This is a genomic window from Enterococcus sp. DIV1096b (assembly GCF_050498765.1).
In the GTDB taxonomy this organism is placed as follows: domain Bacteria; phylum Bacillota; class Bacilli; order Lactobacillales; family Enterococcaceae; genus Enterococcus_D; species Enterococcus_D entomosocium.
On the sequence record NZ_JBMHEK010000001.1, the window covers coordinates 2,637,133 to 2,654,584 of the forward strand.

General features: G+C 41.6%; 15 protein-coding genes. All 15 read right to left on the reverse strand.

Annotated features, from left to right (window positions below):
• Window positions 1-20: 20 nt before the first annotated feature.
• Window positions 21-1,427, reverse strand: coding sequence for a F0F1 ATP synthase subunit beta (gene atpD, locus IGJ17_RS12440; protein WP_005234377.1), 1,407 nt, complete (start codon window positions 1,425-1,427; stop codon window positions 21-23).
• Window positions 1,428-1,453: 26 nt separating this feature from the next.
• Window positions 1,454-2,356: a F0F1 ATP synthase subunit gamma gene (locus IGJ17_RS12445; protein ID WP_005228710.1), complete on the reverse strand. Its 903-nt coding sequence runs from the start codon at window positions 2,354-2,356 to the stop codon at window positions 1,454-1,456.
• 16 nt (window positions 2,357-2,372) lie between these two features.
• Window positions 2,373-3,929, reverse strand: coding sequence for a F0F1 ATP synthase subunit alpha (gene atpA / locus IGJ17_RS12450; RefSeq protein ID WP_008380876.1), 1,557 nt, complete (start codon window positions 3,927-3,929; stop codon window positions 2,373-2,375).
• A gap of 23 nt (window positions 3,930-3,952) precedes the next feature.
• Window positions 3,953-4,495: a F0F1 ATP synthase subunit delta gene (locus IGJ17_RS12455; RefSeq protein WP_005234375.1), complete on the reverse strand. Its 543-nt coding sequence runs from the start codon at window positions 4,493-4,495 to the stop codon at window positions 3,953-3,955.
• Window positions 4,482-5,006 carry a F0F1 ATP synthase subunit B gene (gene atpF, locus IGJ17_RS12460; RefSeq protein ID WP_005228706.1) on the reverse strand — a complete coding sequence of 175 codons (525 nt, stop codon included), beginning with the start codon at window positions 5,004-5,006 and terminating at the stop codon, window positions 4,482-4,484. Before atpF ends, IGJ17_RS12455 begins: the two co-directional genes overlap by 14 nt.
• 88 nt (window positions 5,007-5,094) lie before the next feature.
• Window positions 5,095-5,307, reverse strand: a complete 213-nt coding sequence (gene atpE, locus IGJ17_RS12465) for an ATP synthase F0 subunit C (protein ID WP_005228705.1) — start codon at window positions 5,305-5,307, stop codon at window positions 5,095-5,097.
• A 32-nt stretch (window positions 5,308-5,339) separates the two neighbouring features.
• Entirely contained in the window at window positions 5,340-6,059 is a 720-nt protein-coding gene (gene atpB / locus IGJ17_RS12470) for a F0F1 ATP synthase subunit A (RefSeq protein WP_008380872.1), read from the reverse strand.
• 293 nt (window positions 6,060-6,352) lie between these two features.
• Window positions 6,353-6,811, reverse strand: coding sequence for an SsrA-binding protein SmpB (smpB, locus tag IGJ17_RS12475; protein WP_008380870.1), 459 nt, complete (start codon window positions 6,809-6,811; stop codon window positions 6,353-6,355).
• A gap of 15 nt (window positions 6,812-6,826) precedes the next feature.
• Complete coding sequence (gene rnr, locus IGJ17_RS12480; protein WP_005234372.1) at window positions 6,827-9,187, reverse strand: ribonuclease R; 2,361 nt, start codon at window positions 9,185-9,187, stop codon at window positions 6,827-6,829.
• Between the two features lie 3 nt (window positions 9,188-9,190).
• Window positions 9,191-9,943 carry an alpha/beta hydrolase gene (locus tag IGJ17_RS12485; protein WP_429961462.1) on the reverse strand — a complete coding sequence of 251 codons (753 nt, stop codon included), beginning with the start codon at window positions 9,941-9,943 and terminating at the stop codon, window positions 9,191-9,193.
• 123 nt (window positions 9,944-10,066) lie between these two features.
• Window positions 10,067-10,303, reverse strand: a complete 237-nt coding sequence (gene secG, locus IGJ17_RS12490; protein WP_005228700.1) for a preprotein translocase subunit SecG — start codon at window positions 10,301-10,303, stop codon at window positions 10,067-10,069.
• A 156-nt stretch (window positions 10,304-10,459) separates the two neighbouring features.
• On the reverse strand, window positions 10,460-10,732 hold the full coding sequence (locus IGJ17_RS12495; protein WP_005234370.1) for a GNAT family N-acetyltransferase: 273 nt from the start codon (window positions 10,730-10,732) through the stop codon (window positions 10,460-10,462).
• A gap of 17 nt (window positions 10,733-10,749) precedes the next feature.
• Complete coding sequence (locus tag IGJ17_RS12500; RefSeq protein ID WP_005234368.1) at window positions 10,750-11,706, reverse strand: alpha/beta hydrolase; 957 nt, start codon at window positions 11,704-11,706, stop codon at window positions 10,750-10,752.
• Between the two features lie 144 nt (window positions 11,707-11,850).
• A complete protein-coding gene (locus IGJ17_RS12505) occupies window positions 11,851-15,453 on the reverse strand; it encodes a Cna B-type domain-containing protein (RefSeq protein WP_429961463.1) in 3,603 nt (1,200 codons plus the stop codon).
• Window positions 15,454-16,114: 661 nt separating this feature from the next.
• Window positions 16,115-17,452 carry a hypothetical protein gene (locus IGJ17_RS12510; RefSeq protein WP_225869307.1) on the reverse strand — a complete coding sequence of 446 codons (1,338 nt, stop codon included), beginning with the start codon at window positions 17,450-17,452 and terminating at the stop codon, window positions 16,115-16,117.

Genomic DNA, 17,452 nt, shown 5'->3' on the forward strand with positions numbered 1-17,452 from the left:
CTTTCTTCAAGGCTGGTTAATTAATAGCCAATTTTTTTCGCTTTTTCAATGACGTCTTCAATTCGTCCTACACTACGGAAGGCTTCTTCTGGAAGATCATCATATTTCCCTTCAAGAATCTCAGCAAAGCCTTTGATCGTTTCTTCAACTGGTACATAAGAACCAGGTTGTCCAGTAAACTGTTCCGCTACGTGGAAGTTTTGCGACAAGAAGAATTGGATCCGACGCGCACGAGCCACTAACGTTTTTTCTTCATCAGACAACTCATCCATCCCTAAGATAGCGATGATGTCTTGTAGTTCGCGATAACGTTGCAACGCATGCTGTACTTCAGTCGCTACTTCATAGTGTTTTTCACCAACGATTTCAGGTGCTAACGCACTAGAAGAAGAAGCTAGCGGATCAACAGCTGGATAGATCCCTTGTTCAGTCAATTTACGTTCCAAGTTGGTTGTTGCATCCAAATGGGCAAAAGCAGTCGCTGGTGCCGGGTCCGTGTAGTCATCGGCAGGAACATAGATTGCTTGAATAGAAGTAACCGATCCTTTTTTTGTTGAAGTGATCCGTTCTTGCAATTGTCCCATTTCGGTTGCTAGTGTCGGTTGATATCCAACGGCAGAAGGCATCCGACCTAGTAAGGCAGATACTTCAGAACCAGCTTGAGTAAATCGGAAGATATTATCGATAAACAAGAGCACGTCTTGTCCTTCTACATCGCGGAAGTACTCCGCTAAGGTCAACCCAGTCAAGGCAACCCGCATCCGGGCACCTGGTGGTTCGTTCATTTGTCCAAACACCATGGCTGTTTTTTCGATAACGCCAGATTCTTTCATTTCATTATAAAGGTCGTTTCCTTCACGTGTCCGTTCACCAACACCTGTGAAGACAGAGATCCCCCCATGCTCTTGGGCAATGTTGTGGATCAGTTCTTGGATCAAGACAGTTTTACCAACACCGGCACCACCGAAAAGACCAACTTTCCCCCCTTTTAAATAAGGGGCTAATAAGTCGATAACTTTGATCCCAGTCTCAAGGATCTCGGTACTTGTTGACAATTCATCAAAGTCAGGAGCTTTTTTGTGGATCCCACTGCGGGGTGCTTCTTCAGGAAACGGTGCTTCTAAATCGATGGTGTCCCCTAAGACATTAAACACCCGTCCTAAGGTTTCTGTCCCAACTGGAACAGAAATGGAGGCGCCTGTATCGATTACTTCCATTCCTCGTTGTAAGCCATCTGTTGATTCCATGGCAATCGTACGGATAACGCCGTCGCCAAGTTCTAAGGCAGCTTCTAACACAACTTTTGTTTTCTGCTCATCTTTTTTGTAAACAATCAACGCATTGTTGATATCTGGTAATGATTGGTCTAGAGAGAATTCCACGTCAACAACGGGACCAATGACTTGAACAATCTTGCCTGAACTCATTCGTATTCCTCCATTCGTTCTTGAAACTATTCTAACGCGGATGCCCCCGCCACAATTTCAGTAATTTCTTGGGTGATCGCTCCTTGGCGCGCTCGGTTATAAGAGATCGTCAAGTCCCCAATAATATTTTTGGCATTATCTGTTGCTGTTTTCATCGCTGTCATTCCGGCAGCATGCTCGGCTGTTTTTGCGTCAACAATCGCACCATAAATCAAGCTTTCAGCGTATTGAGGCAGTAATTGATTCAAAATTGCTTCTCTGGAAGGTTCAAACAAGTATTCTTGTTCATAACTTTCGGCTTCTTCAGGATCTAGATCGGAAATCGGCAACATTTTCTCCACACGAAATTGGCTAGTCAATGAGTTGATGTGATGGTTATAACACACATATAATTCATCGAAGACTTCGTTTTGGTACATCGTTGTCGCCAATGTTACGATTTTACGCACCTCGTCAAAGCTTGGTTGATCCGAAAGGTTTCTTAGCTCGTACGCCAAATTGATGCCCCGTGCTTTGAAAAAGTCAGCGCCAGTTGCACCAATGGCAATCATGACATACTCTTCTTCTTTTGCATGGTCTTCATCCAGCATGGTCATCATTTGCTTCAAGATGGAACTATTGTAGCCGCCCACTAGACCGCCATCAGAAGTGATGACGATGTAGCCTGTGCGTTTGACCGGACGACTAACCAACATACTGTTATAGTTCACACCATCTTTTGGACCAGAACCTGCAAGATCGGAAAGCTGCTGCGCAGTTAAATGCGTAACGATTTCACGTACTTTGTTGGCATACACTTGAAACTGTTTCGAATGAGCTTCAGATTTTGTTAATTTTGCAGCTGAAACCATTTGCATGGCCTTTGTGATTTGGCTGGTTTTTTTTGTTGAGGCAATTCGTTGCTTGATTTCATTTAATGAAGCAGCCATTTTCTCTCACCTCTTTTTATGCGTTTTGCATTGTCGATATTTTATCTTGGGGTGTCACCCGAGAACCGTTGGATGCCATGAAAATATCTTTGAATGCTTTAATGGTGTCATCTAACAAGCTTTCTTCTGGCAAGTCTTTCGTTGTCCGAATGGTTTCAAAAATCGTCGCTGCATTTGCTTCGATATATTCAAATAATTCTGCTTCAAAGTCCAATAGTTTATTGACTGGTACACTATCAATGAATCCATGCGTCAAGGCATAAAGAATCACGACTTGTTTTTCTACTGCCAGTGGTTCATGCAGTTTTTGCTTCAAGATTTCAACGGTTCGACGACCGCGGTTTAATTTGGCTTGTGTTGCAGCATCTAGATCAGACCCAAACTGCGTAAAGGCCTCTAGTTCGCGATAGCTAGCCAAGTCCAAACGCAAGGTACCGGCAACTTTTTTCATTGCTTTGATCTGCGCAGAACCACCAACCCGTGAAACGGATAATCCAGCCGCTACGGCAGGACGAACACCAGAATAGAAAAGGTCGTTTTCTAAGAAAATTTGTCCATCTGTGATAGAAATCACGTTGGTTGGGATATAGGCTGAAATATCCCCTGCTTGTGTTTCAACAAACGGCAATGCCGTCATCGATCCACCACCTAGTTCATCACTTAATTTCGCTGCACGTTCCAATAAACGAGAATGCAAGTAGAAGACATCCCCTGGGTATGCTTCACGACCTGGCGGACGACGTAGAAGTAGAGAAAGTTCACGATAAGCGACCGCTTGTTTTGATAAGTCATCAAAGACGATCAAAACATGTTTGCCGTTATACATGAATTCTTCCCCCATCGCAGCCCCCGCATAAGGTGCGATATAAAGCAGTGGTGCTGGTTGTGAAGCACCTGCTGAGACCACGATCGTGTAATCAAGGGCCCCGTAACGACGCAATGTTTCCACTTGTGCACGAACAGTTGAATCTTTTTGGCCAATTGCGACATAAATACAGATCATGTCTTGCCCTTTTTGGTTGATGATCGCATCAATAGCGATCGTTGTTTTTCCGGTTTTCCGGTCACCGATGACTAATTCCCGTTGGCCACGACCGATTGGTACTAAAGCATCAATAGCTTTCAACCCTGTTTGCATTGGTTCCGAAACGGATTTCCGTTGCATAACACCTGGTGCAGCTGCTTCGACTGGGCGTGATTTATCTGTTTCGATCGGACCTAAACCATCGATTGGTTGCCCTAATGGATTTACTACCCGGCCAATTAATGCATCGCCGACAGGAACTTCCATGATTTTACCGGTTCGTTTTACTTTGTCCCCTTCACGAATGGTTTCAAAATCACCTAGGATGATGATTCCGACATCGTTTGACTCTAAGTTTTGTGCCATCCCATAAGAACCGTTTGAAAACTCAAGCAGTTCTCCACTCATGGCATTTTCTAAACCGTGGGCGCGGGCGATCCCGTCCCCAACATATGTGACAGTACCGATTTCTTCTACAGAAAGTTCGTTCTGATAATTTTTAATTTGCTCTTTGATCAAGGCACTAATTTCTTCTGCTTTGATGGCCATCCGATTCACCTCTTATCTCTTGTTTATCTGCCGATTTTTTGTCGCAGATAATCCAGTTGGCTCTTAATACTACCGTCGATCACTTGATGATTTGCTTCAACGATGACACCGCCTAAAATCGTTGGATCGATCGTTTCTTTCAATTGTGCCTGCTTGTACCCAAGCTTATCGGCGATTTGCTTTTCGATTTTGCTTTTTTGTTCTGCTGACAAAGCAACAGCCGTTGTGATCGTTCCGAGAACAAGACCTTGATATTCATCGTAACGACGTTCGTATTCATCAATGATCAGCAATAAATCATCCATGCGATCATATTCGTAAACGATCTCCAAGAAATTTCTGACTAAACCTTCAAAGCCCTTCAGCAATTGATCGACTAATTGTCTTTTCTCATGAAGATCCAAACGGTTATCGGTCACGATTTGGCCGAATGTTGGAATTTCCTGATAAATCTGACGCAAGGTCAATAATTCTTGGTAAACTTCTGTCAAGCGCTGTTCTTCCATCGCCAATTCGAACAACGCTTTTCCATAACGTTTTCCCACTGTGAATTTATCGAGTTTCATTAACTGAACCCAATCCTTCGATATATTGATTGATTAGGGATTCATGATTTTCGGGAGTCAATTCGCGGCCTAAGATTTTTTCTGCGATTTGAAGCGAAAGTTCTGCAACATCATCTTTCACTTCTTTTAACGCAGTTTCTTTTTCAAGGGTGATATCTGAGTTTGCTTTTTCTTTCAAACGAGCCACTTCTTCTTTGGTCTCGCTCAAAATATTTTGCCGACTCAATTCCCCGCTATCTTTGGCGCTCTTGATGATCTCCGCAGCTTCAGAATGAGAACGTGCCAATTTTTCTTGGCGTTCTTTTTCTAATTTTGCTGCATTCAAGCGTGATTGTTCCGCTGAATCCAAATCATTGGCGATTTTATCTTCCCGTTTTTGCATCATGCTGCTGATGGCATCCCATGCAAAATGTTTCAATAAGAATAGCAAAAGAAGAATTGACCCGCTGACAACGATAATATTGCCAAGCATTGGATTTTGAACTTCCGCTATAACCAACTGATTTAGCATAACGATTCTTCCTTTCTGAAAGTCATTGTTTCATTAGAAAAAAGCAAAAACGAGTGCAATTGTTCGTTTCTGCCTTTTCGTGCTCGTCTTATCGGAAGACTAATAACAGCGCGATAACTACCCCTAGAATCGGTACAGCTTCGACTAACGCTACCCCGATAAACATTGTTGAACGTAGTTGACCTGACATTTCAGGTTGGCGTGCCATTGATTCGATTGTTTTTGCGATTACTTGTCCGTTACCATACCCTGCACCAATTGCTGCTCCGATAATTGCTAATCCTGCTCCAATAAAGTTCATTCTTTTTTCCTCCTAATTGTATGTCGATTCGATTAATGTTCTGCCACGATTTTGTGGCTCATAAATACCATGGTCAATGTAACAAATACATAAGCTTGGATCGCTCCAATAAAGAGCGAGAAGCCAATCCAGATCATTTCTAGCGGCATCACGATCGGCAATGACCACCAACCAAGACTAATAAACATGTTGGCAATCAATCCTAATAACACTTCACCAGCGAATATATTTCCATATAAACGCAAGCCTAACGTGATGACATTCGTAAATTCTTCGATGATTTTTAGCGGCAATAAAAAGCCCACCGGTTTCAGATACGAATTGATCAAGTAATTTTTGAAGCCCAACGACTTGATCCCAAAGAAATGTGTCAAGGAAATAACCATAAGTGCAAGTGTCAATGTAACAAACGGGTCTGCTGTCGGACTTTTCCATAAGGTAATGTCATCTGTCGTCACGATTTTTGTGACTAAGCCGATCTCATTTGCCACAAACACAAAAAGAAACATTGTTACACCGAGCAAATGAAAGTTGTTCACTTGAGATCCTGGTAGATTGTCCGCCACGATGCCACGAACAAAGTCAATGACCCATTCAATGAAGTTCTGCTTCCCTTTCGGTTTCATTTGCAGGTTACGTGTACAAATAAAGACCACCAAAAAAACAATAATACAAGAAATGATTGTCATCATAGCTACAGTTCCATCAAACCATATAGGACCGATATGAAACATAAGCGATTTATCTTCCAATCTTTCTCACCTCTTTTCCTGTCATCTCCAGAAAAAAATCTGGTGTTACAATGCGTTTCCTCTCATAACAATCGGTATCATACCACCACGAATGGAAAATTTCAAAGCATTTTCAAGAAAATTAGACAAAAAACTCACAATGCCAAAAATCCTAAATTAATTGAAAAATCCTCGTGTCGCTATGTGGAAGAAAAAGCCTGTTATATCAACAGCTTTCCCTTAAATGCTACCAAATTTAGCGTGATTTTCAAAGCAATAACCTCTATCGGATTCTAAAAGAAGTTCTTAGAAAATTAGAAATTTCTAAGAACTCGGTCAATTTGTCTTTCTTGATCTTTGCGTTTCAAGGATTCCCGCTTGTCATATTCGCGTTTTCCTTTCGCTAAACCAATCAAAACTTTGGCATAACCATCCTTGATATACACCTTTAATGGCACAATCGTCATACCGGTATTTTTTGTTTCGCCAATCAGACGAGCGATCTGCTTTTTGTGTAGCAACAGTTTTCTCGTCCGCAATGGATCGTGATTAAAAATGTTTCCTTGCTCGTAAGGACTGATATGCACATTGACTAAGAATGCCTCACCGTTACGAATGCGTACAAAGCCGTCTTTCAAATTGATCCGGCTGTTACGGATCGCTTTGATCTCTGTTCCCTGTAAGACGATCCCCGCTTCGATCGTATCGAGGATCGTGTAATCATGGCGGGCCTTTTTGTTTTGGGCGATTAATTTCCCTTCTCCTTTAGGCACGGGCCATCCCTCCAATTATTTTTTCTTGATTCCTTTGTAAAAAGGTTTTTTCTTTTTCACTTTGCCAGCTTTTTTCGGCTTGCCTTTGCCTGATTGCTCAAAGCGTTTCCCTTGGTTTTTCTCAGGGTTTCGTTGTTTTTTTCCACGGCGGCTAGCTTCATTTTTTTGATTGTTGTTACGTTTGTTGGCTTTTGGTGCTTGCAGTTTTTCAACTTCTTCTGCTGCTACCAGTTCGAAATCGATCTCTCTTGTTTCTGGATCAGCCTTTACGACTTTGATGCGAACTTTCTGACCAATTTTAAAGGTCAGGCCTGTCCGTTCACCCACAAGTGCCAGATGGTTTTCCAAATAATGGAAGTAATCTTGCTTCAGATTATTGATATGGATCAACCCTTCAATCGTGTTAGGCAATTCAATAAACAAGCCAAACTTAACGACGGAACTGATGATACCGTCAAACTCTTCTCCTACTTTATCGGCCATATACTCAGCTTTTTTAAGCGCATCGACTTCTCTTTCTGCATCGACTGCTCGTCGTTCCATTTGGGAGCTGTGCAGCGCGATGTCCGGCAAGATTTCAGCCCATTTGTTTTGGTTGGCTTCTGAGACATCTTCACTGTAAGATCGAATCAAACGATGCACGATCAAGTCGGGATAACGACGGATCGGTGACGTGAAGTGGGTATAATCTTCCGCTGCCAAACCATAGTGACCGACGTTTTCTTCAGAATACTTCGCTTGTTGCATACTTCTTAGTAGCATCGTATTGACAACCATTGCCTCTGGCTTATCTGCGACATCTTCAACCACTTTTTGCAATTGTTTTGGTGAGATCGAGCCATTGGTCTGCTTGACTACGATCCCTAAAGCAGATGCAAAATCAAAGAAGCGGCGCATTTTCTCTTCTTTTGGTTCCTCATGGATCCGGTAAATAAATGGTAAATGCTTCTGATTGAAATGACGCGCCACGGTTTCATTGGCTGCCAACATGAATGATTCGATCAATCGTTCGCCGACGCCCCGTGCTCGTAGAACGATTTCTTGCGGGTGTCCTTCTCCATCGACCAAGACTTTTGCTTCTCGGTCTTCAAAAGAAACTGCCCCACGTTTGATGCGCATCGCTTCTAACACGTGATGCAAGGCGGCCATATCATGGAACATCGGTACTAATTCCGCATATTCTTTGGTGGTTTCTGGATCATTGTCTTCAATGATTTGATTGACTGCTTGATACGTCATACGGGCACTTGTTTGAATAATACTTTGGAAAATATTGTAATCTGTGACGATCCCCTCTTGGTTGATCCACATTTCACAGCTCATAGTCAACCTTGGGACATTCGGATTCAACGAACAGATCCCGTTTGATAAACGCTGTGGGATCATCGGAATCACACGATCCGTAAGATAGACACTCGTTCCCCGATCAAACGCTTCTTTATCCAATGCGCTGTTTTCGGTCACATAATAAGAAACATCGGCGATATGCACGCCCAAATAGAAGCTACCGTCAGGCAATGCTTTTACGGTCACCGCATCATCCAAATCTTTGGCATCCGCTCCATCGATTGTTACAATCTGTTGATCTCGTAAATCCCGCCGTTCCGGAAAGTCGGCAGGATCGATCGTATCTGGTACTGCGTCTGCCGCTGCTAAGGTTTCTTCCTCGAATTTTGTTGGAATCCCGTTCGCCACGACGATCGATAATATATCCATTCCAGGATCGTTTTTATGTCCTACAACTTTCGTGATCAACCCCTCTAAGCTTTTCGAATAACCTTTTTCTGGGTAATGGCTGATTTCAACGATCACAATGCTCCCATCTACAGGTCGAATCCCTTGAGCACCAATAAACACCTTTAATTCACTTAGTTTTTTATCTTTAGGCTGAACAACGCCATATAGATCCGACTCTTCGATCTCTTTTTCATCAAATAATGTAAACTCGCCGACCAACTGACTGATGGCCCGTTGTTTGATCTCAACGACTTTCCCCTCTGCACCACGATCTGAGAAAGGATCCGCAACGTGCACGATGTCCACAGCAACGGTATCGCCGTCCATGGCATAGCCTGTTGCTTCTTTAGGGATATAAATATCGTCTTCTTCTTCATCCAAAGTGACAAAGCCGAAGCCCCGCTCGTTGGCACGGAAGGTTCCTTCCACAAACACTCGTTTCATGGGTAATTTCACTTTGCCTTTTTTGTTAAAAATCACGCTGCCTTCTCGTTCCATCGCCGCTACTGTCTGAACAAGATTCTTAAAGTCTGTACTTTTTTGAAGTCCTAGACCCTCAGCAATTTCTTCCATTGAAAAACTTTTTTTGCGGCTTTCTTCGAGAAACTGAATGATTTTTGTTTTAATCGTTTCTGTCATAACTCACTCTTTCCAAGCAAGTGTTTCTAAGAAAGCAAACACATCCTGCTCTAATTTTTTCCGTTCTGGTCCAACGGTCACCACATGACCGCTTTCGGGATACCATTGAAGCGTATAGGGAACATGGGACAGTGCCCCTGCTGTTTTGAAAACCGTCTGTGGCTCGATCATTTGATCCTTTCCTGCTTGTGCTAGAAAGACTGGGCGCTCGATTTTCCCTAAATGCCCAGCTGTGGTTTGTCCGACTGTTTCAATTCCTTGCAGTTGCTCTCTGACCTTACGAGGGACTTCTGCCAATATTTCTTTTTGGGTCGCCTCGTCTAAATCAGCATAGGGTATGACCATTTCAGCATACTTTTCAAAATTGACTGGCACTTCATTCTTGGTTTCAAATAATGGCGAACAAAACAGTCCGCCCCCCATCAATGTTGGATCTTGTGTCAAACGATCCATCGCTAAAATCCCGCCCATCGAAAGTCCAAGAACGGCAACTTCTTCATAGCCTTTTTCTCTTACATAAGTAACTGCATCTGCAGCATCCTGCTGCCAAACAGCCATCCCTTGATTTAAGATATCATCTGGATTGGGCGTACCATGTCCAGTAAACATCGGCGTATAAACCGTGTAGTCTTTTTGTTCTAACGAACGACAAAGCATACGCACATCGTTAGGACTACCTGAATAGGCATGGAACAAAATGACTGCTCGCTTGCCGTGTTCAGCAAAAACCGGTTTTGGTTGATTAAATGTTTTCATGTTTCCTTTCACCTCACGTCCAATTCTACCATAGTTAAGAAGAATACTTCGACAAATGCGATCAAAATCTTCCCCTTAAAAAGAAAAAAACCTCTCTTTACGAGAGGTTCACTAGCAAAATGATTAGTTTGATGAAAGAAAAGCCAAAATAAAGAGCAAGACCATCCAAACAAACCCTAAAATGGCCGTTGAGCGCTGCATCACTGCTTCAAATCCACGGGCTTTTTGCTTACCAAACAATTGATCCGCACCGCCAGTAAAGGCACTAGCTGCACTATTTTGCTTGCTAGGCTGCATCATGATCGTAATGACCATTAAAATCGAAATAACAATTACAGCAGTTAATAAGATATTATACACGTTAGCTCCTCCTTGCTTGCTAAAGTCGTCCTTTCTATTTTAGCATTTTCCGCTAGAAATTACTACTCCCTTTTTGTCATTGCTCGTTGCGTGACGGTTTAAAAAAAAGACTGTCCTTTCTGACAGCCTTTTTCTCATAGATCGCTTTCGTTCAAATCAGCGAACGAGTACGTCATCATATTCTGGTTTTTCTTTGAACTCTTTGACCGCAAAGGAGCAGACAGGCATAATTTTTTTCTCTTCCCGTCGTGCTTTTTCAACAACTGCTTTGAGCAATTTTTGCGCCAATTGCTGTCCACGATAATCAGGGTTGACGAAGGTGTGATCAACTTCAAGTACATCATCTGGTGTTTCTTGCCATGTAATCTCACCAATTTCTGTTTCTCCATCATATAAAGCAAAACGCTTGTTTTCTTCTTTTATTTCCATTGTTTTCGCCCTTTCTATCAGACAATGTCTGTTTTTTGTTTGATATTCTCAATAAATTGCAAAACGGTTGGCCAATATTCTGGGGCATCTTTAACTGCCTGTAAATGTCCCATATTGGGAAAAAGGACTTTTTGTTTCGGACCAGCCGTTGCTTCCATTAAAGTATTGATTTCTTTTTCAGAAAGAAACGTATCCTTTTCTCCTTGTAAAAACAGCACAGGTAAATGGTTGCTGCCGACTTGTCGGGTCACTGAGATTTGTAGGAAGGGGTAGCCGACTAAGTGTTTACTGTAACGATTGGCTAATCGCAAAAAGCGCTTGACGGGTAACCGAGAAAATTGTGGTAGACTTGCCCGAATGGCACTATAAACGGACGTATAACTGCTGTCTGAGATCAAACCCGCAACTTGCACCGGCATGACTTCTCCACTGGCCAGCAGCAAAGTCGCCGCTCCCATCCCTAAACCATAGAGGAAGATTTGGGTTTGTGGGTCTTTTTCCAAAATCTTATCGATCCACAAAAGCAGATCCATCCGATCTAGCCACCCTAAGCCGATCTCTTTGCCTTCACTACGGCCATGTCCACGCAAATCAGGAACTAAAACATTGTAACCCGCAGCCCAGAATTTCTCGGCCGCATCTTGACAGTCTGCTTGCCCATCACTGCGATACCCATGCAAGCAGATCACCCACGTTTTAGCACACTGATCAAAGACTTCTGCTCTCAGGATCAGATCATCGGTGGTCGTTACCGTACATTCCGAACCTTGTGACCAAAAAGCCGAACTGCTTTTCGCGATCCGCTCTTTGTATGGAATCCCCAGTTTCTTTCTGCCTTCTTTTTCATACCATTCATTGTTACGCATAATAATTGCCGAAACAAAATAGCGTACGCCCTTTTTCATCACAGACGTGCGATATACATAGTACACCAAAAAAATAAAAATTAGCAGTAGTAGCAATAGCCAAACCATAGGATCCCCCCTTCATTTTAGTTTACCATTTACACCGGTTTTCAGCCAAAGTTTTGTCGCAAGTCTTAAATAAGTCCTATACTTTTTTAAGAAAAAATCTTTGTACTGACTTCTAGCGAAGGAGCAGTACAAAGATTTGTTTGGTTAAATATGTTTCTGTTTATAGAATAGGAAGGCGATCATGGTGAGTAAAATACTTCCAAGAACACTTAGTTCATAAGAGGATTCCTCATTTGTCTTTGGCAATCGTTTTTCATTATCTGTCTGTGATGACTCTGTCTGGTTCTTTTTGTCATCCAGCTTTTGCTCGGCGTTTCCAGCTATTTTTTTCGGTTTATCAGACTTGTCAGAAGGTGTTGGTACTTTGGGACCGCTAGGATCATTCGGTGTCTTAGGCGTTCTCGGCGTTTTTGGTTCGACATAAGTATTGAACAAATCATAGTCATGGACTTCTGACCTGTATCCTTTGACAGCCACTTCTTGAATGCTATAGGTGTACGCTTGACCTTTCTCATCATATTTTGGCAGATCTTCAAAACGATAGGTCCAGTTGCCTTCTTTATCTGCTTTTACGGTTTGCTTGTCGATTTCTTTACCGTTTTGCATTAATTCGACAGTGATGCTTTCAGGGCGGGTATTGAACTTGTTATCATAGTCTTTCCATGTCTTTGTTCCAGCTACGTCTGTTGTATCGGTGTTATGGTACGTGTTGACTAAATCATAGCCGTTGACTTTAGTGGTGTAACCTGGCACTTTTTCTTCTTGGATCGTGTAAGTGTACGCTTTTCCTTCGGCATCATACTTAGGCAGATTCTCAAAGTGATAAGTCCAGTTGTTTTCTTTATCAGCTTTTACGGTTTGTTTGTCAATCTCTTTATCGTTTTGCATTAAGTCAACACTGATGCTTTCAGGGCGGGTATTGAACTTGTTATCGTAGTCATTCCATGTCTTTGTTCCGGCTACGTCTGTCGTTTCAGTATTGCGGTAGGTGTTGACTAGATCATAACCATTGATTTCAGTGGTGTAACCTGGCACTTTTTCTTCTTGGATCGTGTAGGTGTACACTTGACCTTTTTCATCATACTTAGGCAGATTCTCGAAGTGATAGGTCCAGTTGTTTTCTTTATCAGCTTTTACGGTTTGTTTGTCAATCTCTTTACCGTTTTGCATTAAGTCGACAGTGATGCTTTCAGGGCGGGTATTGAACTTGTTGCCATAGTCATCCCATGTCTTTGTTCCAGCTACGTCTGTCGTTTCAGTATTGCGATAGGTGTTGACTAGGTCATAACCATTGATTTCAGTGGTGTAACCTGAAACTTTTTCTTCTTGGATCGTGTACGTGTATGCTTGACCTTTTTCATCATACTTAGGCAGATTCTCAAAGTGATAAGTCCAGTCGCCTTGGTTATCTGCTTTTACGACTTGCTTGTCGATTTCTTTATCATTTTGCATCAGCTTGACAGTGATGCTTTCTGGTCTTGTTTCGAATTTGTTATCGTAGTCTTTCCATGTCTTTGTTCCAGCTACGTCTGTCGTTTCAATATTGCGGTACGTGTTGACCAGGTCATAACCGTTTACTTTAGTAGAATACCCTTCAACAGGTGTTTCTTGGATTGTGTATTCATAAGTCTGACCAGATTCGTCAGTTTTCGGTAGATCAGTAAATTCATAATGCCAGTCCCCCTCTTTACTTTGGGTAACCGTTTTTGTTTGGAATACTTCACCGTTTTGCAATAATTGAACCATAATGCTTGTCGGACGGGTATTGAATTTGTTGTCATAATCATCCCACGTTTTGGTCCCGCTGATTGTCGTTGTATCAAAAGAAAGTAATTGATTCATGGCAGCTAGTTTAATAGTCGGCACGATTGTTTCATTTGCTTGCAGATCCCAGCGATGGGTTTCTGCGTTGACCAGCACTGTATCAGCAATGATACTGCCGTCAACATTTTGATGGACATCGACTGTATCACCAACAGCCAAGATGGTTCCTTGGAATGGACTATTAATCGAAATCGTTTGGCCCTCTGATTGGTCAACAAAATTCCATAAGATAACAGCATCATCAAACTCTTCTGTTTCATGGCTATTACGAGACGTACCATCCGTATATTCTAGTTTGATTTGGGACTTAACATTAACGGTGCTGGCTCCCTCAGTGTCCACATTGATGATCACAGGCGTATTTCCTCTTGTTAGCCCTTTAATGGTGATTGGCGTATCTTTTTCTAATTCCGTTTTTGAAAGAGAAACAACAACCTTTTGATCTTCTTTCGCAATTGTATCTTCTGAAAAAGAAATGGGTTTTTTATCAATCAGATAGCCGTCTGGCGCTTCCGTTTCCACAAAGGAATATTCTCCCTCTGGAAGACCAGCTTCGATCACCTGCCCATCATTATTTGTGACTTCTTCATCGACTTCCTTATGCGTCTTGTTGTTTTGAAGTTCGTAAACACCATCATCAAGTGGATTTCCTTGTTCGTCTGTCAAGGTCAAAACAACCGCTTGTGTCTCATCTTCGGCATCGGCTGTATTGATGACCCGCTGATTATTATCAGTGAAATCCTTGGTTACACCGGGTGTCTGCGGATAAGCTCCCAGTCTTTCTGACGTCGCCTGTAACGTTGAAAATGCCTGTTCAAAGTCTATATAAGGCTCACTCACGGATTGATCTTGAAAAACTTCGGAAGTCTTCAAGTGATCCATTCTCTGACCATTTACAAAAACGGCAGGTTGCTGATTTTGATCTGCTAAATCTACTGTGACTGATGGGCCAAAAACAACTTTGTTTTTTCTACTATCACTTCCTGATACAAAAGAAGAGTTTGCGATGGAATTGACCTTTTGAATATAATTGATTTCTGTTGGCAAAGAACCATCCTGAATACTGGTCCCAAAATTGACATTTCCGTTTAATTCACCAACGGCCAAATTTCCGTTCGTGTGTGTATTTAGCGTCGCATGGTTAGCAAAAATATGAAAATATTGCGCTTCTCCTAGAAGTGCGTCATCAACTTCAGGAACATCATTTTTAAAAATGCCCCCACTTGAAAGTTGTGAAGCTGCTGGCGCACTTGCTTGGGTATCAGGCGTTGATTCTATGGTTTTTGATGCAGTATTTGACGCCGTTTGTTGTTGTGACTCGCTGCTTGTTGATACAACCTTTTTTTCAGAAGCCTCTGTTTGATCCTGAGTATCAGAAAGTACGGCTTCTGTACTCGTTGCTTCTGTGGATTCATTTTCAGGTAGAACAACTGCTACATCTGTTGTGTTGATGATGTCTTCTTTCACTTGTCCATTTTTTTCATCTGTTTGAAGAAAGGCGGATTTGATTGTCAATGTTTGAAGACTTTTTGTTTGAAACGTTAGCGTCATTTGGCTAAAAGAACTGCTAGCGGTTTCTTCCATCAGCTGCTGTCTTTGCGGATCATATGTAAATGGCGTGCCGCTGCTTTGAATCGAGTTCGGCAGAACCGTTTGTTCCCCTTCACTCAAGCTGAATGCCAGTTGATTTGCTGCTTGTTGATTCTTTTCTACTTGGATCGTCCAAGTGATCTCCCCTGTGGTAGGATCTGGTAATGATGTCACTTGCGCTATGCCCTTTTCGTTTTGAAATAGGATTGTTTTGGGATTCTCCTCGGTGTCCGCATTGGCTGTGATGACTGATAATAAAGGCGCCAAATAGGATAAAATAAGTAAGGACAGCATGAACATTGGGTAAGCTATTTTTTTCACATAAGTACGCATTTCTCTTCCTCCAAACAACAAATTTTACTCAGGTGATTATCCTAATCGGAAAAAAGAGAAAATGCAAAATGACCCAAATTTTGATTCTGTGAGAAAAATGAGAGCAAAAGCCAAAAAATGGATCCTTCTCTCAAGGGAATTTGTGAAAATGAAATAGGATTTCTTTTGTTTGAAAAACAACAGAATATTTTTTTCATGATAAATACTCAAAATCCAGAAAGAATCTTTTGTTTGTGATAAAAGTTCTTTCCATAAAAACTCTTAAACATCAGGAGTGATTGGCTACTCGCTAAAATTTCACTTGTCAAAAAAAAATAATTGTAAACTGAAAATGAAATTTTCATAAACAATCATATTATTTTCATTTTCGGTTACAAAAATTTTAGCAGATTCTTTAAAATCTTACTGTTATTTTCGCTTTATTTATAAGTTCTCTTAACTTTTACTGTACAAAGAAACGTCTTTATCATTTTTGGGACTGATGAATCATAATTGATTCTTCAGTCCCAAGTGTGTTTTTTGTACAACATATCAATCCTTATTGACGACAAGACTTTATTGCAAAGTCCGATGTTCTGATCTAGTACAAAAGACTGGCCATTGGAAAAAGGGAAAGGTTATTGCAATCCGCTCGAAATTCGCGTTTCCTTCTCCAAATTGACTATTCTTTGTCGTTGCTGATCAAGAAATCAAGCAATTCCGACTGTTCCGCAAAGATTGCTTCTACTGATAAGCTTCTATGATGACTCTTTTGCTTGGTAGCTTCTGGTAGCTCAGAATCAATTTGGTTAGTTGAAGATTCGAGGGACTTCTCGACTGGTAAAGGTTCTGCATTCACTTTCGACTCTAAACCGTCTGGCTTCATTGGAAATGGACTGTTATCCTCAAAGTGATCTATCGAAGCATTCAGTTGACTTTTCCAAAACAACTCTCCGAAGAGATACACGCCAAGAGCATTTTTATTGTTAAACACTTTACAAGATAACCCCATCTTGTTGAGTGCCTGATTTACTGTGTTTTCGTTGATCGTTTCTGAAGGAATATCTCTGATTAGAATTGTATCAGCATATTGAATATCTTGATCACTGTTTACATAATCAATCAATTGATCTGTCAAAGCAGTCGTCTCTTTTTTAACGATCTCAGTTAAATCTATTGTCTGACCTCCATTGATCGTCACGACAAATGGATTGTTTTTCTTAGCTGTGACAAGCATATCGTAAACGACGCCATGATCTAGCGCAAAGATAGGTGCGGGATGATCCCCCTCATTTTCTTGATAAGCTTGTACCACGTTGCCTGCCAATTCAAACAAGCCGTCTGTGACTTTTGAACTTTTGATCAGTTCCCCATTTTCGTAGCTATCACAAGTGAGAGAATGATCATTGATTTCAATCACATAGGTCAACCCAGCAAGAATTTCTTCCACGCCTAACATCAAATGAATATCATTTCGTTTGCTTTCAAAAATTGCGCCCAGAGATTTCGGGATCAGCTTTACTCGCTCGATGCGGATCTGATAGTGAGTGCCATCAACAACTGTCTCGAATTCATCTGCCAGTTGTCTCTCAATGTCAGCAAGCCGGTCAAAACTTTCTGTTGCTACGCCAAGGCATAATGAACAGCTAAAGTAATCCTCTGCAATTTCAGTAAAAAGTGAGGGTCTTTTCGCTACTAAATAAGAGAGTATCGTTTTGATATATGTCTTAAATTTTTGGTCTCCCAGGATTGCCAACGGATTGCCAAATGTTTGATAGGCTTCTGATCGTCGACTATACAACTTGTCGAGCCCCCAAGTGATTTCTTTCTCGCTGCCCCCGAGAAGTATTCGTTTCCCTACTTTGTTTTTTAGGTAGATCGGTTCATTATTCTTTCCTAAAAGATATTGTAGATTATTTTTTTTGACTTCTGAATAAACAGAACTTCTGACATCTTGATAGCCGTAGCCAACAACGCCTACTCGAAATTCATCAATGTCTAATGCAATGATTTTGTTCAC